Here is a 24,455-nt window from a genome sequence, read left to right as displayed (position 1 = left end):
TCTGTTCGGGATGATGGCGGGTAAAAAGTATGGGTCTTTTGGCCCATAGTTCGCATTTTCTCTCCTTGTTAGAACAACTCATGTTAACGGTCGTGTTAGGAGGTCCGCGCCATGGAAAGGACTGCACGGCGGTGAAACGAGGAGATTAAAAGATGAGAAAACTACTGTTCACAGCCTTGGGGGCGGCATCGATGGCTGCTGTTGTCCAGGCGCAGGATACCGTCCTATGGGATGATCAGAATCCCGCCGGCGGCACGATGAATTTATCGGCCGGCGTATTTGATTCCAGTGCAACGACGTCAGGGACCAATGTGTCGACCTATGCGACCGAAGGAAATGACTGGTCGACCTATGCCGGCCGTGATTGGACGTTTACAGCTGATATTTACATTACAGCCGCGCAGCTTGCGAACACGAACGTTAACGATGACACGATATCCTGGCAGCTGCTGGATGGAACCGATGTGCTTGCTTCCGGCGGAAATCTGACGCTGGCCAATGCCTCCTGGTGGACGGCCGATGCCTGGAACACAGTGATCTGGAAGGGGACGTTTCCGGCCGCCTCGGCTTCGCTTGCGAATGCGACTTTTGCATTTGTGAATAATGACAAGGATACACACGATGCAGGATCCAATTATACATTGGATAATCTGAGTCTGGTCTGCAACATCCCGGTATACGATGCGGTGCTGTGGGATGACCAGGCGCCGGTTAACGGAAATATGATGCTGGGCGCGACCACAGAAACTGCAGTTACCGGCAGTGATACCGGTCATGGTGATATCGGGGAGTACAATTCGGCCACGCATACCGGTCAGTGGGGGAATTATAATTCCGGTTCTGACAACTGGGAGCAGTATGCCGGCGTTGAATGGCAGCTGTCTGTTGATATTTACATTACCTCGGCGCAGCTGGCGGATCCAGCGGTTCTGGATGACACGATGTACTACAGTGTTGCTGGAAATGCCGGGGGATATTCAGAAGTCAGTAATCTCAATTTCGTGGCGGATTCGTGGAATACCGTCACTTGGTTCGGCATCATGCCGATCAATCCGAATGATCTGACCTCTGCCAGTGCTCAAGTCCTGTTCAATGACAAAGCCACCCATCCGGCCGGGGCTAATCTTTACATGGATAACTTTAAATTTGAAACTCAGGCTGTTCCGGGATTGCCGATGGATACGCTGTGGAATGATCCGAATCCTGAGGGTGGTGCGATGGCATTCACACTGGTTACAAACGCGTTTGGAACCGGTATCGGTGAGTTTGCTTCCGACGGCCTCGGCCGGTATGTAAATTACGGAAGCTATAACAACGATTGGTCTGCCTATGCAGGACAAACCTATACTTTCAGTTTTGAAATGTATGTTGCTTCAGCTCAGGCTGGAGATACCAATGTCACAGATGACGGTCTGTTCTTCCAGATTGACGGAGCAAGTTCCGGTTATACCTCCGTCGGAGATCAAATGATTGCTGATGAATGGGTAACTGTTACGCATAGCAGTGTGTTTACGAATGAGCCTTCTGCTCTGACGAATTCATACATACGCTTGATCAATAACCACCAGGATACACATCCGGCTTCAGGCCCGAACTATTATGCGCGTAACTTCAAAATTGAAGCTGTTGCGCCGGCCGAAGTCGACGACGCGGACGATCTATGGGTCGATGTTGCTCCGGAAGACGGCGGAATGATGCTGGCTTCGATTTCAGATCCGTTTGCCACGGAACAGGGAGAAATCGGCATGTTCAAATCCGCTGATCTGACCGGCGGTGACATCTCTTCCTATGGTGTGTCAAACCGTTACTGGGCACTCTATGCGGGACAGGACTGGGCGCTGACATTCGATATCTATGTGTCCTCTATCCAGCTGGCTGATGCCAATGTTGCAGATGATACCATCTCCTACAGCGTAGCGGGGGTTGCCGGGGGTTCGAAGGCCATCAGCACGCTGGTTCCGGATGAATGGAATACCATCACCTGGACCGGTACATTTGATTCTGATGCAGAGGCGTTGACCGCAGTGGAAGCCCTTCTGATTAATGATGACAACGGAACGGATCCGGTTTCAGGACCGAACTACTTCATCGACAACATCCGGCTGCGTTCTGTTCCGGGCGTTGTTGTTGTGCCGCCGGACTATGTAACGGTCACCAACGAGATCGAATTCATCGCCGGTGAAAATTATGTCAACGGTGCGATCAACGGCCAGAATTCCTGGGTGGCCGGAGGAAGCTGGTTGGTGGATACGGCTTCCGGAGGAACGGTTACCTGCACAAACAATAACATTAATATGACCTTGCTGAAGGACATTCCGCTGCCGGTTGGCGATTCCATTGAGTTTGCTGTCCGATATAAAGTTCTGGGAACACATGTTCCGGCGGGATTTGTATATCTCGCACGTATTGGTCTAACCACCAAGACGGATGGAACGGATGTCGGTTATGATGGAAGTGCCACCCGTGAAAACAGAGCCATGGCGACATTGCAGGCGCAGAATAATGCAAATACATTGCGTGTTTACGGCGATGGCTGGAACGGTCCGCAAACGGGCTGGACTGCATTGACGGACGGCGATGAGTGGGAAATCCGTTATAACCTGACGATGGGTGACAGCGCCGCTTCCACTGTATTCAGTGTAGCACTCACGAACCTGACTTCGGGAGTCGGAGGTGCTTATAGCACTCCGGAAAGCGGCGTGAGTGAAATCTTCTACAGTGCACTGGAAAACGGCGCGGCCTACCCGTACTTCGAAACCGGGGGATTTGGTTCCGGCCTTACCGGGATTGAAGTTATGAGCCTCGAACTGATTGCACCGCAAGCGGTCGTCAGCGGGTATGCCAGCTGGGTGGCTTCCTATGGACTCGTCGGTGAGCACGGTGATGCCGATGCCGATCTTGATGGCGACGGGATGAACAACCTGGGCGAGTATGCCTTCGGCGGGGATCCGATGCCGGGAACGGGTGCCGGTGATATCGGGGTCATTCCGACCTACGATGGCTCGGACTATACCTTCTCTGTGATCGGGGATGACACGCTGACGGTGAACGTGATGACCAACGTCAATCTCGCCGTGGAAAGTCTCTGGGGCGTACATGAAACCGTTCCGGTATCCAATAACGGTGTGCTCGAAGAATACATCAGCAATATCGGCCAAAGTGCCGACAATGTATTCATCCGACTGGAAGTCACTAAGTAATCAATACTTCTGTTTGTCCGGCGGGGTATCCCGCCGGGCACTGATTTTATCCGGCAGGGTTGAACCCTGCCGATTTGTAAAAAGGAGAAAACATGAAAAAAACAGGAATACTCATTGCGATGGCAGCCGTTGCCGGCGTGGCATCGGCCGCACTGACATCAGTGAATACCGCCTATACCGACCTTCGTACAGGCGTTGTGGGGGGGACAGAATCTGCGGGTGATATTGTTGAACCGGTTCCCGGTACGTTTGGAGCCAATGATGATACCGCGACAACCTTCACCTTTGATCTGCGATGGACCGGATTAAACCTGGATGACGTCGGTGCTGATAATGATTATATCGACTATACGTTTCGGCTTACCTCAAGCAATGGAAATGTTGATCTCAACGGTCAAGGCATGCGTGCGAGCGGCGGAGCCTGGCAGGTTGGGGATACTTTGACTCTGGAGTACGTTTCCTCATCCGTGACTGCAGATACCGCAGGTTTGTCTGCCAACTTCACTGGATTTACCAGTGCCGGTTTGGGTACAAGCGGCAATGCGTCCACTGCCAACGGGGATTCTGTGGCGGCCTTAATTAACGGGATTGGTGTAACCAACGTTATGGATGGAACGGGAGCGTATCAGTATAAAAATAAGAATGTTGATTTTGCGGCGACTGATTCGGTTGTGTGGGAGCTGACACAGCGGGACAATACAACGGTTAACGGCTGGACCCGTAACATGAGCTATGGATTCGAAATTGTGCCGGAGCCGGGAACTCTCGGTCTGATTGCCGTGTTCGGAGGTGGAGTGCTGTTTATCCGCCGTCGTTTCATGATGTGATTTTTCCAGGCATTGGAAATTTACATAAAGGGCGTCTACGGGCGCCCTGTTTGTTTAAATGCTACGCCTTAAGGCCAGTACTTATTTTGTCTGTTTGAAGCGGAGTCTACCGTTAGATGTTGAGAATCAACTGTAATGAATAAGCGAGGTCTAACCATCATGATGAAGCGATATATTTTAATCAGTTCAATGACTGTACTGGTCTGTACCGCAGTTGCAAAAGCGGCTGCGCCGAATATTCTATGGATTATTACCGACGACCAGCGGAGTGATTCTCTGGCGTGCTGGAATGAGGCGGTTACCGGGAAAAGCGAAAGCGAGCTGGGTTATGTGGAATCGCCGAATATTGATCGTTTGGCGGCGGAAGGAACACTGTTTACACAGGCGTGGTGCAACTCGCTGGCGTGTGCACCGAGCCGCAGTTCGATGCATACCGGTAAATATCCGCACCGTTCAGGTATGTATGGTTTCCGTAAGGCGCATCAGGCGGCAGACTGCGCCAGCCGGGTGATTCCGGAAGTGATGAATGAGTATGGTTATCAGTCGTCGATGTTCGGTAAACCGGGCTACTATATTTTTGATTGGGAGGGGTATCATCAGTGGGCTCCGCTGGGGAACTACCATCCCTGGATCACCAATAATGATCTGCAGAAGACCGATGCCAGCAGCTTCTGGTTTAACAAACCGTGGGGAAATTACAACGGCAAGGGGATGGTGCTCGGCAGCGAAGAGGTATTCCGTTTTGAAAACGGCCGCGTTGAGCGGTTCTGGAAAAAACGTGCGGATCGGAACATTACAGCGGAAGAAAAAGCACATCGGAAAACGGTGGAGGAAGAGCTCGATATACTGCGCTCGTATACCCGGAGCAATCCGGATCTGATCATCGGGGGTGTGGCTCCGCGATCCGCGGAGGGCACGCTGGACGGAGCGATTGTCCAGGCCTTGGAAAACTATCTTTCCCAGGTCGGGAAGGAATACACGGCGGTTACGGGAAAAATCGAACGGGGACCGGAACCGGATAAGCCGCTTTTCATCAACCTGGGATTTGTCTTTCCGCATACGCCGGTGTTGCCTTCGAAAGAATTTCGTGATCGTTTTGCGGGTAAAACGTATACGGTTCCGGAGTACAGCGAAAAAGAGGCGGAACTGTTGACGGGTTCGATCCGTGATCTGCGTAACGATATGGATTTTTCAAAAATGACGGATGCTGAAAAACAGCAGGCGATCCGGGATTATTATGCCTATTGCGCCATGGGCGACCATTTGATCGGCCGGGCTGTTGATGCTTTTAAGGCCTATTGTGAAAAGCAGCAGCAGGAGTGGCTGATCGTCTATGTCTGCGGAGACCACGGTTGGCACTTAGGGGAACAGGGAATCGAGGCAAAATTCGGCCCGTGGTTCCAGACGACACACGACAGTGTGATTGTGGCTTCATCCGATAAACGGAAAATCCCGGCCGGTAAAGTTTCCAATGACTGGATTGAATATGTGGATTTTGCACCGACATTTTACGATGCGGCCGGAATCGATCCGTCGGTTCATCCCGGACTTGACGGGGTCAGCCTTTTCCAGACGCTGGAAAAGGGGCCGCAGCGTGATTATGTGATTGGGGAAATGAATCAGGTGCGCGGCGACCGGGCCTATCTCCGTTGCGGGGATTTTGCGTTTGCGATGCGGATGCGCCCGTTCTGGACGAAACCGGGCGAGGGGTATGAGCCGGGTGAAAAAATTCGATGGGGGCTGGATGCTCCGCCTGAAGAGGTGGATATGACGCTCTATGATCTGCGGGTGGATCCGAAGGAACGGGTGAATGTGGCCTATGCTGAAGAGTATGCCGAGCTTGCCGCGTTTTTCAGGAATAAACTGGGTCGCATCATATTGGGCGACGGCCGGGTGGAGTGCGACTGGACGAAGGAAAATAAATTTACGGTGCATAATTTTGCGAAAGGGGCTCATGACCGGAAACTGGAGATTCCGAAAGAGATTATTCCAAAGCCGGTCAGCCGCATAGATAAACTCTGAGGAGAGGAACATGAAAAAAAGAGTAGGGAAAATCACGGCGGTAACGGTGCTGGGGCTGAGCGGTGCCATCGCTCAGGTTTCGGTCGATATTAATCTGGATACCCGTCATGAAGTGGGTGGAGTTTCGGAACTGGACCGGGAAACCTATTTTGTGTTGCATGCGGGCGCGGGAGAAAATACCTGGGATTCGGAAGCGCAGGAAACGGCTTTTCTAACGGAAAATGATGTTTATCTGGGCCGTGCAAACGGAACGCTTCCGTGGAATCTGAGTCAGACAACGGAAGATCCATCGAAACCCGGATGGTGTAATCATGCCGATATGCTGAGTCGCGGTAACAGTGCGCGCTCCAATTATGCTTCCGACACGCATGCCCATTCACTGGAATCCCGTGCCCGGAAAATGATGATTGGCGGTCAGGAGGGAATGTATCCCAACGGGCAGACCAACGGTAATGGATTTGCGATTGGAAGTTACGAAGCGCTGGCGGATTATTATGAACAGTTTCTGACCGATTTCTACGGAAGCGGCGGAACAGACGGTGCACCGAAACCGGCCATGGTTGAGGTTTTGAATGAGCCGTTTGTCAAAGCGGATGAGTTGGGAACTACACGGGCTAATATTTCACGGCTGCATACCAATGTTGCGGCGGCGATTCATCATTCTCATCCCGATGTTTTGGTTGGCGGGTACTGTGCGGCTCACCCTCAGTATGAGGGCAGTAATTTCGGACATTGGGAGGCCAACTGGAAAACGTTTATCGATATCGCCGGAGAGCATATGGATTTCTTTTCACTGCATCTCTACGATAACCCGGGCGGCAGTACGAATGTGCTGGAGCATCAGTACCGTTCGGGAAGCAACGTAGAAGCACTGCTGGATATGATTGAGCATTACAGCATGCTGACGCTCGGCGAAATCAAGCCGTTCAATATTTCGGAATACGGCAGCCTTTCGGTTGAAAGTGATGTTCCGTACGATCCGAAAAACGACTGGGTGGATGTCCGTTCCTATTCGACGATTCTGATGCAGCTGCTCGAACGTCCTGACCGTATGATTCAGACCATTCCGTTTATGATGGTGCAGGCGGAATGGGGGCGGAGTGCCAATGGTTATCCCTATCCGACACGCTTGCTATACGACGAAGATGAACTGCTGGGTTCTCCAAAGGATAAGGACGGGCCGTTTGTTTTCACTGAACGGATAAAATACTGGCAGTTGTGGAACGAAGTGCGTGGAACTCGGGTGGATACCATTTCCGATGATCCCGATATTCAGGTTGATGCCTATGTAGATGAAACGAATGCATTTGTAATCGTCAGCAGTCTGGACCATACCGGACCGCAGACGGTTGAGTTGAATCTGTTTGGTACTTCCCGGCCGTTTGAAGCGGTTGAAGTAAAGCATACCTATGCGGATACTGCCGGTAATGTTGTGCTGGATCATTATGTAACCAATGAACTGGCCGCCCTAACGCTTCCGGCCTCATCAACAGCGGTGATCAACTATCAGTTTTCCGATCCGGTGGTCCCCGAAAAAACATCCGTCGAATCCAAATATTATGCCACCACATACCTGCAGCCGATCTCGGCCGGTGTTCCAATTGAATTTTCCATAACCAATGTAAACGTTTCGGCCCGGTATGGCGACGCGGTGCTGCGTCTGGGCGCGGGGCGTGCTCACGGACTTTCGTTGAAGCCGGTACTGACCGTTAATGGAGCTGAGGTGCCGGTTCCGGATGACTGGCGCGGGTATGATCAGGCCACGCGGGATTCTTTTTTCGGGGTGCTTGAAATACCGGTGCCGTACGAGCTGTTGCAGAGCAACAATACGGTATCTGTGGAGTTTCCGGATAACGGCGGGCATATCTCTTCTGTTGCTCTGCAGACTTTCAGGTTTGAATCTGATATCCGCACCCGCGCAAAAATGATTCCGATTGATTCTGCGATGGTTCAGGGTTCGGAATTTCTGATGGAGGTAACCGACGGTCCGGCCAACGGCTGGATTGAACTGCATGCGGTAACCAACCTTGTTTCCGGAAACTGGATGGTGCAGCAGCAGAGTCTCCCGACCGATGCTGCGGGACAGAGTGTTATTACCAATCGGATCACAGCTCCGCAGGAATTCTATAGAATTGTTGAGGGTTCTGCGCCGGGCATTCCCGTGTCGGGATTCGCGATGGAGCCGGATGTCGGATCCGTCAGTACCGGCGGGACCTTTCGTCTGCTTTACCGTCTGTCTCCGGATGATGCTGCGGACAAACGTATAATCTGGTCGTCGAGCGATCCAGCGGTTGCAACGGTTTCCGGCGGGATTGTTACCGCTCTTTCCTCCGGAAGTGCAATTATTACCGGGGAAACTGTCGATGGCGGCTTCACTGACAGCTGCTCCATTTCTGTCGGGTCCACTGCTGCGGATATTGTTTTCGATGACGTGAACAAATACAGAAACCAGCAGTTTACCAATGGGACGTATCTGACGGTGAAGACTGAATATCAGGCCGGTGCGGGGCATACGGTTCTCTCTCCGTCGGACGGGATCAGTTATAAGCTCAGGCAGATTGATGCCTCTGCGGGTCCCTGGAGCGTGGTGCAGGATTATACGGCCGAGGATGCCGGTGCGGCCGGCACGGCGGCGGGCGCGTCGGAAGCTCAGATCTGGATTCCGGAGGACATCATTCCGAGCGATCAGTTGCCGGCCGATAATTTTTATTATCTGTTCGCCAGCTTCAATTCGACGGACGGGGGCAGTGAATCCGTAGGTACGCAACCGGTAATCATCGAGAACCCGAACTGGATACCGGTTATTACATTCACGGCTCCGGATTATGGCGATGGACCGTTGGACGGACAGCAGCTCTTTGCTGCAGAATCCGGTTGGACTGTTTCAAATTCGACGGGGAGCGGAATGGCATTCACTCCGGATAATCAAAGCGCGGCGATTCTGACCAATGCGGTCCAGCTGGGGGTCGGAGAAACTTACCATCTTACCATAAATATGGAATTCAGCGGGACCTATTCCACACCGACGGCCTGGGCGTATGTCTTCCTGGCCGGAATGAAAGAGAGTCAAACTGCTTCTTCTGTAGGCACTGCCGGAACGGCTGCTGATGCCAATATCCAGATTTACACCGGAGAAGATAAATACCGGTTGCTGAATGAATACAGCGGTATCGGGGCTTCCACGATTGCTAACACGCTGGATGCCGGGGATATTCTTCAGTTTGAATATCAACTTACGCTCGGGGTGGATGCGGCCAGTACGTCGTACACGGTGCGCCTGCAGAATCTGACGGATGGAGATGATACGGGGATCGGTACGGTGAACGGTGTGGACGATGCGATCTATAATGCGCTCACCGGCAGTGGTGCCTACGGCTTTTTTCAATCCCACAACCTGACGCAGAGCGATGTCGGTTTTGACGGTCTGCAGGTGAACTCGGTGACTGTAACGTTGCCGTGACCGATGAATAAAAAGAGGACAAATCATGAAAAAACGGTTGGTTTGGTTCGCCATACTTCCTGTGTTGACGTGGGCGTCAGATTATCATGTGGATCAGGCTTCGCCTGAAATATATGAAGACGGTTCTGCCGCGTATCCGTTCCGAACCATCGCCCAGGCATCGGGGGTGATGTCGGCGGGCGATACCTGTTATATTCATCGGGGGATTTATCGGGAAACCGTTGAGCCGCTTCAGCATGGTTCCTCCGGCTCGCCGATCCGGTATACGGCGTACAGCGATGATCCGGTGGTTGTTTCGGGAACCGAGGTGGTCGATAACTGGCAGGTGCATACAGGGAATGTCTACAAAGCCACCGGTGTGAATATGCCAATGGGAAATAAGAACATGGTCTTTTTCAACAGCGAGGCTATGCAGCTGGCCCGCTGGCCGAATGATCTGGATGGCGATCCTTATACCTATGATGCCGAATTTGCGGAAACCGGCTCGGGAACCTATTCTGATTCATACATCACGAATGATGAAATTCCGGACTACTGGACCAGCGGCATGATCTTCTGGCTCGGAGCACACAGCGGCTGTTCCATTCAGCGAAGTATCACCGGGTTTGATCCCGGAACGCATCGACTCTCGTTTACACCGATGCCCACGGGACAATGGCCGTTCAGCAATCATTCGCCGTTAACCTATGAAAACGGACACCGTGGAATTTTCTATCTGCTGAACCGCCCTGAAGCATTGGATGCGCCGGGCGAATGGTATTATGACGCCGGCGCGCAAACGCTCTATTTTTATGCGCCGGGCGGAGTCGATCCATCCACCGGTGTTGTTGAGATTGCCGTTCGCGACAAGACGCTTGATCTGAGTAAAAATTATATCGAGGTTGAGGGGCTTAATCTGTTCGGAGCGTTTGTGGATATGGGGGGGCACCACTGTGCATTGGAAAATCTGCGTCTGCGCCATTGTATTGCCGGGCTGATTCCTGACATTGATACCTCGGGGGCATCCACGGCCGGCGGTGCGGCGGTTCAGGTTACCGGAGATGATAACCGGATTGAACGCTGTCTGCTGGAAGAGGGGTCATCCAACGGGATTAACGTCGGCGGAAATGCAGACCGTACCGTCATCCGCAATAACATCATTCAAAACTTTAATCAGCAGGGCAATCACTGCTGCCCGATTCGCTCGAACGGCCCGGATGCCCTCATTGTGAGCAACAGAATTTCCGGCTCTGCACGTGACGTTACCCGGGCGACCGGAGAGGGGACGGTATTCAGCTATAACGACGTGTCGGACGGACTGAAAGCGTGTGCAGACGGCGGGCTGTTCTATGTTACCGGGAATAGTGTTCCGCGGAATGTGGAGCTCAGTTATAACTGGTTTTATGATGCTTATTCGCCGTCGTATGCCGGTATCAAGGCAACCGGTATTTATCTGGATAATGATACCGCAGGATACAAGGTGCATCATAATGTGGTGTGGGATGTCCAATGGGGCGGTCTGCATTTTAACTGGGATGCTCTGGAGAATGAAATCTACAACAACACCTTCTGGAATGTCGGGACCAACGAGGCGGTTATTCTGTGCTGGGTGCCGGATTTCGGTGATGGACGAAAAGATGTGCGGGACAATACGCTCATCAACAATCTGTCGGATGTGCGTGACTGGTGGGATTCGGGGGCCGGAAGCTATACCGAAGATGAAACCCTCGATAACGTGTTTTCCAACAATATTCAGGAGGCCTCGTCACCCTTTGTTTCCATTGCCGATAAAAATTTCATGCCGGTGAATGATCCCGATATTGTGGATCAGGGCTGGTTCATTGCCGGGGTAACAGACGGGCATGCCGGTTCCGCTCCGGATATCGGGGCCTATGAATACGGAGGCTCCCGCTGGGTTCCGGGGCCGGATTGGACGCCGTCCTCTTTTTCCTGGCAACTGCAGGATGAAATGTCCGGATGGATTCCCATTGCGGATTTTTCAGTGGTTGGAACCAATGTGCTGCTCAGTTTCACCAACGGTCCGGTTAACGGCTGGATTGAATTGCAGTCTAAAACCAATTTGATGGATACGAGCTGGTCGGTTGTGCAGGCGAATCTTCCCGTGGATGCCACGGGTGCCGGTTCGGTGACGAACCCGATTACAGTTCCGCAGGAATTTTTCCGGCTGTTTGAAGGTGAGGCGCCGGCATCGCCTTCGCCGGTCGTGAGTGTTATTACGTTTACCTCCCCCGACTACAGTGACGGCACATTGGACGGCCAGCAGAACTGGAATGCGGAAGCCGGTTGGATTATCGGTGATTCGGCCGGAGCCGGTTATGCCCGGACGGATGAAGACGGAAGCGCGGCGGTTTTGACCCCTGCTGTTCAACTTGAAGTGGGCGAACGTTATCGGTTGAGTGTTAACCTGGAATTCGGAGGGGTTTATTCAACTCCGACCAACTGGGTGTATACGTTCCTCGGCGGATTGAAAGCGAGCAACGAGGATGCCCCTGTCAGCACCGGAGGCGATGCTGCTGATGCCAATATTCAGATTTTCAAGGATGCTGATACCTATCGTCTGCTTAATAATTACAGTGTCATTTCCGGTGCGGAAAATGTGACCGGAGTTCTGGATGCCGGTGATATTCTGCAATTTGACTATGAGCTGATTCTGGGGGTGGATGCCGCAAATACTGTTTACACCGTGCGGCTGCAGAATCTGACGGACGGAACCGATTCGGGGACCGGTACTGTAACCGGTGTGGATAGCGCCATCTATACTGCACTGACTGGAGATGGTGCATACGGTTTCATTCAGTCAATCAGCCCCGGAAGCCGTGGTTCGGGCTTAAGCGGGGTGCAGGTGAACGCAGTGACTTTTGAAAGGCCGTATTCTATTGAATAAGGAATGCGATGAACGGTCTTAAACCGGTTCCGGGGCTGCGTTGATTGTGCGGTTCTTTTACTGATTCACCGGAAACGGTGTGCCGTTCCAGTCCGGCCGGATTGAATTTCACGTTTCGGAATGGCGTAGCCGTTTCCGGAACGGATCGTCGTATAGTCCAATTGAACAATGTACGCATTTCAACACTTCATCATATCATTTTCAGTGCGATTGAATTATGGAGAGGTTGTGTAGTGAACAGGGTTCTAATGATGACGGCGTTGGCCGCAGTAAGTGTGGTGTCTATGGCGCAGCGCGTGGCGGATTTCAACGGAAACTGGCGTTTTGCACTCGATGCTGAAGGCGTGCCGCAGGATGAACATTACGACGATTCGACATGGCGTCAGCTGAATCTTCCGCACGACTGGGTGGTGGAAAATTCATGTCAGTCTAATCTCCCGTTTTATCAGGCCACCGGGGTCATTCCGGGAAAAGGGATAGGCTGGTATCGCAAGACGTTTGAGACCGGGGCGCTGGCCGGTAAAAAGGTGCAGGTTCTTTTTGACGGGGTGTATAATAATTCCGAGGTCTGGATCAACGGCCGTAAACTCGGCTTTCATCCGAACGGTTACACGCCGTTCCATTTTGATCTTACCCCGCATCTCGAAGAAAACGGAACCAATGTGCTTACGGTGAAGGTGGATCACACCCGTTATGCCGACAGTCGCTGGTATACCGGAGCAGGGATCTACCGTGATGTAGAATTAATCACTACGGATAAACTGCATATTCCGATCTGGGGCACGTTTTATTCCACGATCACCGCATCGGAAAAATCAGCCGAAATAGATGCGGAAATCCGGGTGAAGAACGATTATTCCGATATCCGGAAGTTCCGGGTCATCACCTCCATTCTGGATGCGGAGGGTCATAGGGTCGGCTCGGATGCCAAACGGATTAAACTGAACGGCGGGGAGCACATTACGATTGAGCAGAAAATCCGGGTTGAAAATCCCCGGCGCTGGAGCATCGGCGATCCCTATCTCTACACGGCGAAAACCGAGCTGGTTGCCGATGGAGAAACGGTGGATGCCTCTTCTGCCCGGATCGGCATCCGTACCTTTAAGTTTGATCCGGATGCCGGGTTCTCGCTGAACGGAAGCAGCATGAAGATCAAGGGCGTCTGTCTGCACCACGACGGCGGTCTGGTCGGCAGTGCGGTACCGGCAGGGGTGTGGCGTCGTCGGCTTGAAATTCTGAAAGAAGGTGGATGCAATGCCATCCGCAGTGCGCACAATCCGGCTTCGACCGTGCTCCTTGATCTGTGCGACGAAATGGGCGTTCTGGTTCAGGATGAATTTTTCGATGAGTGGGATAACCCCAAGGATAAACGGTTTAATATGAACCAGCGGGACGTTCATTACGAAACGCAGGGCTACGGTGAGCACTTTCAGGTATGGGCGGAAAAGGACCTGAAGTCTACGGTGCTGAGTCATCGGAATCACCCATCCATTATTCAGTGGAGCATCGGGAATGAGATTGAGTGGACCTATCCGCGCAACAAAGCCGCCACCGGTTTTTTCAACAACATGAACTGGGACGGAAACTATTTCTGGAGCGAGCCCCCGTTCAGTACCGAAGAAATTAAACACCAGCTCGCAACACTGCCGCGCGGGCGGTACGACATCGGGGAAACGGCTCAGAAACTTTCGCGCTGGACGAAGGAGCTGGATACCACGCGGCCGGTTACGGCCAATTGTATTCTGCCTTCGGCCAGCCATTTTTCGGGATATGCCGATGCGCTGGACATGGTCGGTTACAGTTATCGCCGGGTGCTGTATGACTACGGCCATAGAATCCTTCCGGACAAGCCGATTATGGGTACGGAAAATGTTCCGCAGTATCACGAGTGGAAGGCGGTTATGGACCGGGATCATATTGCCGGAACCTTTCTCTGGACCGGTATCGATTATATGGGCGAAGTGCGCGGGGATTATCCGGTGAAGGTCAACGGCAGCGGCATGCTGGATACAGCCGGTTTCAAAAAAGGCAGTTGGCACATGTATCGCACACTTTGGCGCGATGAGCCGCATCTGGCTTTCGGGATCAATTATATCGAGGAAATTAAACACCGCGGAAAAGCGCTCTATGAGCTGGATGCAGACGGAAATGCGGTGCTGAAAAATCCGGACAGCTGGAAGCAGATGCTCTGGAGCTGGCAGCCGGTTTTCAATCATTGGAACTTTGAAGAAGGCCGTATGACGGTGGTGGAACTCTACACCAATTGCGAAGAGGCTGAGTTGCTGCTGAACGGGAAATCGCTGGGGCGGAAAAAACAGGCTGCTTTTGAGGATCATATCGTCAAATGGGCCGTGCCGTTTGAAGAGGGCACGCTGACGGCGAGGGGCTGGAAAGACGGGAAACGGTTTGAACGTACCCTTTCAACGCATGGTGAACCGGTGGGTATGACGCTGCGGACGGAAAACCGCCGGCTTAAGGCGGATGGTTATGATGTGGCCCACATTGTGGTTCAGCTGCAGGACGAACAGGGGTTCCCGGTTTATACGGAAAACCGCGAAATCACTTTTTCCATTCCGGAAGGGCTGAAACGGCTGGGCGTGGATAACGGTGCGGCGGATAACGTGCAGGATTTTCAGTCGGATACCATTCGGACGCATAAAGGCCGCGCACTGCTTATTGTGCAGGCAACAGATGCGGCGGGAGAATATGTTATCCGGGCATCGGGTGAAGGACTGTCGGATGCTGCGGCAACCGTTATAACGGAGAGATAATGATGAAGAAGGGGTGCATGATATACGGTCTGTTAGCCGTGCTCATTGTTCCAATCCCCGGAAACGCGGCGGAGCAGCAATCGTTTCCGTATAAACTTCCGATGGAAAAGCCGGATATACCGCTCAGTGAGGCCATGGAACGGGTGTATGACGATTATGCGTCCCCGACTTATTGGTGGAACGAGCTCTTCTCCAAATTCCGCTACACTCCGATTGAAGGGCTGGATTACAGCAACCACGACGGAACCGTTACCCGCCGGGATCCTTCAAAAGTGATCAAACATGCGGGGCGGTATTATGTGTGGTATACCTGCCGCAAAACCGAGGTGCCGCCGCAGGGAGCCCAGGGCGGTTCGGAAACACTGCCTTCGTTCGACTGGGATATGTCGGAAATCTGGTATGCCACGTCGGAGGACGGATTTACCTGGAAGGAACAGGGGGTTGCTGTGCGGCGTCCGCCGAAGCCTGCTCCCGGCTGGCGTTCCGTGTCCACGCCGGATATTCTGGTCTGGAAGGGAACATATTATCTCTACTATCAGGCATTTCAGGAAATGCCGGGGAAGCGCGGCGATGACTGTCCGGTGGCGGTTTCCTGGGCCGATTCGCCGGACGGTCCGTGGACTCCGTTGAACCGGACTGTGATTCCCAACGGTCCGGCCGGTGCGTGGGATCAGTATTCCATTCATGATCCCTATCCGCTGGTCTACAGAGGCCGCATTTATCTCTACTATAAATCTGATTTTAACGGTCGCCCTGAACTGATTCGTGCTCAAGGGCTCGCAACAGCGGACCATCCGCTGGGGCCGTTTGAAAAATGTCCGTTGAACCCGGTGCTCAATTCGGGGCATGAAACCGCATACTTTCCGTTTAAAGGCGGTATTGCAGCGCTGGCCGGCCGGCATGGAAATGAAATGGAAAGTATTCAGTGGTCGCCGGACGGAATCAATTTCCGGGAAGAGGCGAATTCTACGCTGCTGCCGGTGGCGGCGGGGCCCTATGTGCCCGATGCGTTTACCGATTCAGGGGACGGTCGAGGAATTACCTGGGGCTTATGCCATTTCACTCAAGTGGGCGGGCAGGGAAGAATGCACAGCATGCTCGGCCGTTTCGACTGCGACCTGAGTCTGGATTATCATGATCCGCAGATGAAAGATCCGTCGCATAACTGGCCGCCGGAAGTCTATTTCCGTGACGGCCTTTCCGAAGGAGCTAAGGAACGGCTTCGGGAGCTGGCCATAGAGGATCTTGCTCAAGAGGATGCCGTTCCGGAGCATCCGGAAAACAAAGAGCTGGTGCGGGATTGATGTTTGAGGGGACAGGCGTCTCGTGCGGATGGGCGAGGCGCCTATTTTTCACTCGGGTTTAAATTCGTAAAATGTCACATAGTAAACGCATAATGCGTGTTTACGCGGCGTGGATAAATTCTAAACTGACCGCTGATTTTTTAACCATCAAGGAGGCTGGGTAATGAAAGAATACAAACAGTTTATTAACGGGGAATGGGTTGATTCCGTATCCGACCGAATCGATAACGTATTGAGTCCATCTACCGGTGAAGTCATCGGAACCATTCAGGACGGAAATGAGGAGGATGCGCAAATCGCCCTGCGGGCCGCTGAAAAAGCGCAGAAATCCTGGGCGAAGATTCCGCCGCGCAAGCGGGCCGACCTGCTGCGTAATTTCTGCAAAGAGATTCAGGCCAACCGTGAGGAGCTGGCACAGCTGCTGACTGCTGAACAGGGCAAACTGCTGACCGTCGCCCGCTTTGAAGTGGATGTCTGCTGTTCGTTTATTGAATATGCGTGCGACTGGGCCCGTCAGATGGACGGTGATATTGTGAAGTCCGATAACGAAAACGAACACATCTGGATTCACAAAATTCCGCGCGGGGTCGTGGTGGGCATTACGGCCTGGAATTTCCCGATGGCACTGGCGGGCCGTAAAATCGGCCCGGCTCTGGTGGCCGGTAACACGATCGTGATGAAACCGACCTCGGAAACGCCGATGTCGACGCTGGAGCTCGGGCCGCTGGCCAAAAAAGCCGGAATTCCCGACGGCGTGCTGAATATCGTGACCGGTCCCGGCCGTACGATGGGCGATGCGCTTTGCCGCCATCCGATTACAAAGATGATTACCATGACCGGCAGCACGCCGGCGGGCCAGGCGATTCTCAAGGCCGCTTCTGAAAATATGGCGCACTGCCAGCTGGAACTCGGCGGCAAGGCCCCGTTTATCGTCCTCGAAGATGCCGACCTCGAGCAGGCGGCTGCAGCGGCGCTGCATTCCCGTTTCGACAACTGCGGTCAGGTTTGCACCTGCAATGAGCGAATGTATGTTGAGGAATCCGTCTACGATGATTTTATGAAGATTTTCATGCCGATGGTTGAGGCCATCAAGGTGGGGGATCCGATGGATGAATCTTCTGATATGGGCCCGAAAGTGAATGCGAAAGAACTGGAACATATGAAAGAGCTCGTGGCTGTCAGTGTGAAAGAGGGCGCTACGGTTGCCCACGGCGGCAAGGTGGCCGATGTCCCCGGTTTTGAGGGCGGCAACTGGTTTGAGCCGACGATTCTGACGGATGTGACGCAGGATATGACGATTGTGCACGAAGAGTCGTTCGGTCCGATTCTTCCGGTCATCAAATTCAAGGGGATCGATCAGGCGATTGAATATGCCAACGATGCCGATTACGGGCTGGCCTGCATGATCTGCACAAAGGATATGAAAAATATCCTGCGTCTCACGGATGAACTGGAATGCGGCGAAATCTATGTGAACCGCGGTCACGGTGAGCAGCATCAGGGTTTCCATAACGGATATAAGCTTTCGGGCACCGGCGGCGAAGACGGCAAGTACGGCTTCGAGCAGTATCTCGAAAAGAAAACCTTTTATGTGAACTACAACTGATTATGAGCGCAATTAAAAAAGTCAAAACACGCCTCTTCGAAGTTCCGCTGGCGGAAGTGCTGTCGGATGCAAAACACGGTGATCATCATTACTTCGAGCTGGTCACGGTAACCGTCACCCTTGAAGACGGCAGCGAAGGCACGGGCTATACATATACCGGCGGTAAAGGCGGCTATGCGATCAAGGCCATGATTGAACACGATCTGGCACCGGTGCTGATCGGCCGGGATGGAGCGGACATTGCTGAAATCTATGATTTCATGGAATGGCATATTCATTATGTCGGCCGGGGAGGAATTGCTTCGTTTGCCATTTCCGCCATCGATATTGCGCTTTGGGATATCAAATGCAGAACGGCCGGCGAGCCGCTCTGGAAAATGGCCGGCGGGGCGGGAAACAGCTGTAAAGCCTACTGCGGCGGGATTGACCTGATGTTCCCGCTGGAAAAACTGCTGAACAACATTCGCGGCTATCTGGCCTCCGGGTTCAATGCGGTGAAGATCAAAATCGGCCGCGAAAATCTGGATGAGGATATTGAGCGGATTGCCGCGGTCCGTAAACTGATCGGTCCGGAAGTCACCTTCATGGTGGATGCCAACTATTCGATGAGTGTGGAAAAAGCCATTGAAGCGGCGAAGCGTTTTAAACCATATGACATTACCTGGTTTGAAGAGCCGACAATTCCGGACGACTATCCGGGTTACGCGAAGATTGCCGATGCTACCGGGATGCCGCTGGCGATGGGGGAAAATCTGCATACGATTCATGAATTCGGCTATGCGTTGGAACAGTCGAAGCTCTCATTCATTCAGCCCGATGCTTCCAACTGCGGCGGCATTACCGGCTGGCTGGCTGCAGCGGAGCTTTCGCGGAAATATGATCTTCCGGTCTGTTCGCACGGGATGCAGGAACTGCACGTCAGCCTCGTTTCGGCGCAGTCGAATTCCGGCTGGCTGGAAGTGCACAGTTTCCCGATCGATGAATATACAACCCGGCCGCTCGTGGTGGAGAACCATCGTGCGGTCGCTTCCGATGAGCCGGGGACCGGCGTTGTCTTTAACTGGGAAAAGCTCAAACCGTATGAGGTTGAATAGTTAAAAGGATTAAAGGGTCCAGGGCTTGGAATGTACATTTTTTCAACCGTTGAACCCTGAATTCTTTCCACATGAATTTTTTAAATAAAGGAATGGAAAATGAAAGCTGCATATTATTCAGGAGATAAAAGTTTCACGATCAAAGAGGATCAGCCGAAAGAGCCGGGGCCGGGCGATGCACGGATTAAAATTGCCTATTGCGGTATCTGCGGAACCGATCTGCATGTGTATCACGGTTCCATGGATGCGCGGGTAACCACCAATCGTGTGATCGGTCATGAGTGTTCGGCCGTGGTTGATGCAATTGGTCCCGGAGTCGAAGGCCTCGCGGTCGGCGATCCGGTGGTGGTACGTCCGCTGAGTCATTGCGGTGAATGTGCGGCGTGTAAAAAAGGCTATATTCATGTCTGCCAGAATCTGAAGTTTCTGGGACTGGATACCGAAGGGGCCATGCAGGAAATGTGGACGCTGCCGGCGCATACGCTGCATAAAGTGCCGGCCGAAATGCGTCTTGATTATGCGGCACTGATTGAGCCGACGGCGGTGGCCTGCCACGATGTGGGCCGTGCAAAAATTAAAGAAGGCGAAGATGTGCTGGTGATCGGCGGCGGTCCGATTGGTCTGCTGGTGGCGATGGTTGCGCGACAGGCGGGCGGTAACGTGGTGATTTCCGAAGTGAGTGACTATCGCCTGGAAGTGGCGGAAAAACTCGGTTTCCAGACGTTGGATCCGCGGAAGGTCAATGTGGCCGAAGAGATGTGGAAACGTACCGGTGACAAAGGGGCGGAAGTGGTCTTTGAAGTTTCCGGGTCAAAACCAGGCATTGAAACCATGACTGAAGCGGCGGCGGTGCGCGGCCGGATCGTAATGGTGGCGATTTTTGCGAATAAGCCGGAAGTGGATATGTTCAAGTTTTTCTGGCGCGAGCTGGAACTGATGGGGGCGCGTGTCTATGAAGCGGCGGACTATGAAAAAGCAATTGAACTGGTAGTGAACGGTGACATCGATTGCGAGACGCTGATTACCGATATTCAGGAACTGGAAGATATTACCAAGGCATTCCAGGCATTGGACGGTAATGCGACGGCGATGAAGAGTTTGATTAAGTGTTCATAAATTAACAGGAGAAGAACAATGGGTGTAATGGATCTGTTTGATCTCAAAGGCAAAGTGGCGCTGGTCACCGGCGGAACACATGGTATCGGAATGGCGGTCGGCATGGTGCTGGGGCAGGCCGGAGCTAAAATCTGTGTGAATGATATTGATGAAGCGAAGCTGGAATCCGCGAAGAAGGAATATGCGGCGGCGGGCATCGATGCCTATACGCTGGTGTTCAATGTCTGCAATGAAGCTGATGTCGATGCCGGTATCTCTAAAATTGAGCAGGACGTCGGCGAGATCGATATTCTGGTCAACAACGCGGGCATCATCAAGCGCGTGCCGATTCTCGACATGCCGGTGGAGGAGTTCGAGCAGGTGATCGACGTCGATCTCGTGGCTCCGTTCATCGTCGGCAAACGTGTTGCACCGAATATGATCAAAAAGCGCGAAGGTAAAATCATCAATATGTGTTCGATGATGAGCCGCTATGGCCGCAACTCTGTTTCGGCTTATGCTTCGGCAAAAGGCGGCCTGAAAATGCTGACGGCCAATATGTGCTGCGAGTGGGCAAAGTATAACATTCAGGTGAACGGCATCGGCCCGGGCTATATTGCCACGGCGCAGACCGCTCCGATCCGCGAAGGCGGGCATCCGTTCAATGATCTCGTGATGACCCGCACGCCGGCCGATCGCTGGGGCGAGCCGGAAGACGTGGGCAATGCGGCGCTCTTCCTGGCCTCGAAAGCCAGCCAGTTTGTCAATGGACACGTCCTGTATGTGGATGGTGGCATTACAGCCAACTTCGGTTATGTTAAAGGCGAAAACGTCGTTTAACCGTTCTGCAGGGGCGGATGAAAGTCCGCCCCGTTGTGTTTATATGGAAAGCGTTCATCCTGCGTGACCGTTAACGGCGGTTGGATGGTCCGTTAACAGAATCCGGTTTTTTATTTCATGCCCGAAAAAGCCACAGAAATTGCGCTGTGTATCGATTATAACAGCAACTATTATCGCAGCATTGTCAGCGGTGTTGCGCGTTACAGCAACCTCAAGGGCTGGCGGTTTTACACGAATCGCGGATTTCCGCAGATTTCCAAACAGGATCTGAAAGAATGGACGGGCGCCGGGGTGATCGGCCGTCTGACCCCCGAGGTGATTGCCGATCTGCAGCATCGCGGTATTCCGGCGGTGAACGTGAAGTCGGACTATCTCAATCTTCCGGTGGCCTCGGTGCTGATGGATAACATGGCTATCGGCCGCATGGCTGCGGAACATTTTCTGGATAAAGGAATCAGTCGTTTTGCGGCGACCTGCTGGTCGATCAAAGGAGCGAGCGGTGAATTGAAGATCCGCGGATTTATCCAGACCCTGGAAAAGCGCGGTCATCTGGTCCGTCGGCTGGAAAATCAGAAAGACATCACCCGGCCGGAGCGCTGCCTCGATCTGCAGAAGGGGGAGACCGTCGGCGTTTTTGCGGCGGAGGATTATCTGGGCCGGATGGTCATTGAATCCTGTCAGGATCAGGGGCTGCGGGTCCCTGAAGACGTTGCGGTTATCGGGGTCGATAACAGCCCGTTTATCTGCGAGATGGTAAAACCCGGATTAACAACCGTTGAGCTGGGGGCCGAGCGAATCGGCTATCAGGCCGCCCAGTTGCTCGATGATCTGATGAACGGTGCCGCAGTTCCGGAGGAGCCGATCATGGTGGCACCGGAGCGGGTGGTGCAGCGGCATTCCACGGATATTCTGGAAGTGAACGATGAACTGGTGGCGCGCGCCCTGCGGTTCATCAGCGAGCACGCCCATCAGCCGCTCACCGTGACGGAAATCACGGATGCACTGTTTTGTAATCGTCGTGTACTTGAAAAACGGTTTAAGGCGGAGGTCGGCCGTACGCTGCACGAAGAGATCCGGCGTTCCCGGATTAAACGCGCCTGCCGGCTGCTTCGGGAATCCGATATGCTGGTTGAGGTTCTGGCCGAGGCCTGCGGCTACAGCTCGCGCGAACGCTTTAATGCGGCCTTCCGGAAAGAGACCGGAAAAACGCCTTCCGCTTATCGTAAGGAATACCGCTTCGGCTCCACATCCCGGTAAATCACAGCGGTTCAGGATCGGGCAGGCCTGAGTCGATGCCGAGGACGTGTTTTATCGTTTCGGTGAAAGGGCGAGTCTGACGCTGAAATTCCGGAATATCAAATATGACCAAAAGGTTAAGTATTCTTATGGATGATTCTGTGGGTAACTTACGTCCGGTATTTGAAAGGAATTTTATGATGAAACGTGTATTTCTGTTTTTAGCCCTGTGTGTGATCGGAGCATCGGCGGACGACTTCCGCTACGAGCCCGATTGGGATTCCATTCGGAGCCGGTATCAGGTGCCGGACTGGTTCCGCGATGCGAAGTTCGGTATTTTTATTCACTGGGGGCCCTATGCGGTTCCGGCCTATATGTCGGAAAAATATGCCCCCGGTATGTATGATCCCGGCTGGAATAAAGGCGACATGAATGCGTTTCGGCATCATCAGGAAACCTACGGCGATCCCTCGGAATTCGGATATAAGGATTTTATCCCCATGTTCAAAGCCGAAAAGTTTGATGCCGCAGCCTGGGCCCGGCTCTTTAAAAAGGCCGGTGCGCGTTATGTGGTTCCGGTGGCGGAACATCATGACGGTTTTGCCATGTATGCATCGAAGCACACCCGCTGGAATGTCAAAAATATGGGTCCGAAAAAAGATACAATGCGTCTGCTGGCCGATGCTGTGCGGGCCGAAGGTATGAAATTCGGTGCGTCTTCCCATTTTGCGTTGAACCGGATTTATTACAAAACAACGGAGCCGGATTGGGATACCAACGACCCGCAGTATGCCGATCTGTACTGGTATCCGCGCGATAAGGATTCAAAACCGGATCAGGAGTTTCTCGATCTCTGGTGGAAGCGCACTACGGACATCATCGACAGCTATCAGCCTGACCTGCTTTGGTTCGATTACGGGCTGGATAAACCCGGTTGGGAATCGGTGCACAAAAAAATTCTGGCCTATTATTACAACCAAGGCCTGGAATGGAACAAAGGCGTGGTGTTTCAGGATAAAAATATGAAATACCACTGTTTTCCGGAAGATGTCATCGTGCTCGATATCGAGCGCGGCCGCATGTCTGAAATCTATAAATATCCGTGGCAGACCGACACCTCCGTTGGAAAGATTTCCTGGGGCTATATCGAAAACGAGGAATATAAAACCGCCGATTACCTGTTAGACGAGCTGATTGATATTGTCAGTAAAAACGGATGTCTGCTGCTCAATATCGGGCCGAAAGCGGACGGTACGATTCCGCCCGAAGCCGAGGCGATTCTGCTGTCGATGGGCGAGTGGATGAATATTAACGGCGAGGCGCTGTTTGATACCCGCCCGTGGAAAATCTACGGCGAAGGCCCGACTAAAGTGAATAAAGGCCACCATTCCGAAAAGCACAACGAGGACGCTGGGTATAAGGATATCCGTTTCACCGCGAAAGATGATGTCCTGTATGCCACGGCGCTCGGCTGGCCGAAAAACGGGAAATTCCTGATCAAATCATTGGCGAAGAAGAATCCCCATGAATCGCGCCGTATTAAATCCGTGCAGTTTGTCAGCGGAAAGAATCACCTGAGATGGAAGCAGACCCGCAAAGGGCTCGAACTGAATGTCCGCGGTAAAAAGCCCTGCGAAGCTGCCTATGTTTTTAAGGTGGAATTTATGTGATGTTCCGGTTGGATCGGTGCGTTGCGGACTGAAAAGCATCTTTGATCGATTCTTTATTCAGTGCGATGAGGGTAAAGACTCCGAGCACCGTTCCAAACGGCATGAACATGCACTCGATTCCGGCGATAACCATGCAGTATATCCGGCTTTTCTGTTGGCTGATTTTTCGTCCGGCTACAATCATGCCGATGGAGATGACCCAGCCTGTGAGGATGAACAGGGATCCCATGATAACAAACATCCAGCCAATCTGAGCCGGCGGCGGGGTTCCGTCGGCTTCCTCAAAGAATGTGCCTGAAATGATGGCCAGCCCCATAAAAACATGGATGAACGGCATGCATGAAAAGAGCGCCGTTATGCCGCCTGCGACATAATGAAAAAGGGCAAGTAGACGGAGCTGCTTGGTCTCTTCTGTGTTCATTGGTATCTCCCCTGTTCGCAATAGG

14 protein-coding genes are annotated in these 24,455 nt (G+C 52.9%); 13 read left to right on the top strand and 1 reads right to left on the bottom strand.

Going from position 1 to position 24,455, the window contains the following annotated elements; all coding sequences use genetic code 11:
- Positions 1-152 precede the first annotated feature (152 nt).
- The 13 genes from P9H32_RS04070 (at position 153) to P9H32_RS04010 (ending at position 24,009) form a co-directional block, all read left to right on the top strand.
- The gene (locus tag P9H32_RS04070) at positions 153-3,200 is read left to right on the top strand and encodes a hypothetical protein (protein ID WP_322607595.1); all 3,048 of its coding nucleotides are present in this window, start codon (positions 153-155) and stop codon (positions 3,198-3,200) included.
- 92 nt (positions 3,201-3,292) lie between these two features.
- Positions 3,293-4,027, top strand: a complete 735-nt coding sequence (locus P9H32_RS04065) for a PEP-CTERM sorting domain-containing protein (RefSeq protein ID WP_322607594.1) — start codon at positions 3,293-3,295, stop codon at positions 4,025-4,027.
- 159 nt (positions 4,028-4,186) lie between these two features.
- Positions 4,187-6,049: a sulfatase-like hydrolase/transferase gene (locus P9H32_RS04060; protein WP_322607593.1), complete on the top strand. Its 1,863-nt coding sequence runs from the start codon at positions 4,187-4,189 to the stop codon at positions 6,047-6,049.
- Positions 6,050-6,059: 10 nt separating this feature from the next.
- Positions 6,060-9,509 (top strand): Ig-like domain-containing protein, encoded by a 3,450-nt coding sequence (locus P9H32_RS04055; RefSeq protein WP_322607592.1) that lies wholly within the window; start codon positions 6,060-6,062, stop codon positions 9,507-9,509.
- A gap of 25 nt (positions 9,510-9,534) precedes the next feature.
- Positions 9,535-12,393 (top strand): right-handed parallel beta-helix repeat-containing protein, encoded by a 2,859-nt coding sequence (locus P9H32_RS04050; protein ID WP_322607591.1) that lies wholly within the window; start codon positions 9,535-9,537, stop codon positions 12,391-12,393.
- 233 nt (positions 12,394-12,626) lie between these two features.
- The gene (locus P9H32_RS04045; protein WP_322607590.1) at positions 12,627-15,164 is read left to right on the top strand and encodes a glycoside hydrolase family 2 TIM barrel-domain containing protein; all 2,538 of its coding nucleotides are present in this window, start codon (positions 12,627-12,629) and stop codon (positions 15,162-15,164) included.
- Entirely contained in the window at positions 15,164-16,468 is a 1,305-nt protein-coding gene (locus P9H32_RS04040; protein ID WP_322607589.1) for a glycoside hydrolase family 117 protein, read from the top strand. The genes P9H32_RS04045 and P9H32_RS04040 overlap by 1 nt, the downstream gene beginning before the upstream one ends.
- 163 nt (positions 16,469-16,631) lie before the next feature.
- On the top strand, positions 16,632-18,074 hold the full coding sequence (gene aldA, locus P9H32_RS04035) for an aldehyde dehydrogenase (RefSeq protein WP_322607588.1): 1,443 nt from the start codon (positions 16,632-16,634) through the stop codon (positions 18,072-18,074).
- Positions 18,074-19,168: a mandelate racemase/muconate lactonizing enzyme family protein gene (locus tag P9H32_RS04030; protein ID WP_322607621.1), complete on the top strand. Its 1,095-nt coding sequence runs from the start codon at positions 18,074-18,076 to the stop codon at positions 19,166-19,168. Before aldA ends, P9H32_RS04030 begins: the two co-directional genes overlap by 1 nt.
- A 99-nt stretch (positions 19,169-19,267) precedes the next feature.
- A complete protein-coding gene (locus P9H32_RS04025) occupies positions 19,268-20,284 on the top strand; it encodes a zinc-dependent alcohol dehydrogenase (protein ID WP_322607587.1) in 1,017 nt (338 codons plus the stop codon).
- A gap of 18 nt (positions 20,285-20,302) precedes the next feature.
- Positions 20,303-21,103 carry a gluconate 5-dehydrogenase gene (locus tag P9H32_RS04020; RefSeq protein ID WP_322607586.1) on the top strand — a complete coding sequence of 267 codons (801 nt, stop codon included), beginning with the start codon at positions 20,303-20,305 and terminating at the stop codon, positions 21,101-21,103.
- Between the two features lie 117 nt (positions 21,104-21,220).
- Positions 21,221-22,360: an AraC family transcriptional regulator gene (locus tag P9H32_RS04015; RefSeq protein WP_322607585.1), complete on the top strand. Its 1,140-nt coding sequence runs from the start codon at positions 21,221-21,223 to the stop codon at positions 22,358-22,360.
- A 176-nt stretch (positions 22,361-22,536) separates the two neighbouring features.
- Positions 22,537-24,009 carry an alpha-L-fucosidase gene (locus P9H32_RS04010; RefSeq protein ID WP_322607584.1) on the top strand — a complete coding sequence of 491 codons (1,473 nt, stop codon included), beginning with the start codon at positions 22,537-22,539 and terminating at the stop codon, positions 24,007-24,009.
- Here P9H32_RS04010 and P9H32_RS04005 read toward each other — a convergent pair.
- Entirely contained in the window at positions 24,002-24,430 is a 429-nt protein-coding gene (locus P9H32_RS04005) for a hypothetical protein (RefSeq protein WP_322607583.1), read from the bottom strand. The two genes, P9H32_RS04010 and P9H32_RS04005, sit on opposite strands and share 8 nt — an antisense overlap.
- Positions 24,431-24,455: the final 25 nt, after the last annotated feature.

Source organism: Pontiella agarivorans, assembly GCF_034531395.1.
Classification (GTDB): Bacteria; Verrucomicrobiota; Kiritimatiellia; order Kiritimatiellales; family Pontiellaceae; genus Pontiella; species Pontiella agarivorans.
The sequence above is the reverse complement of the archived record's forward strand: the minus strand, read 5'-3'. Positions and strand labels throughout refer to the sequence as shown.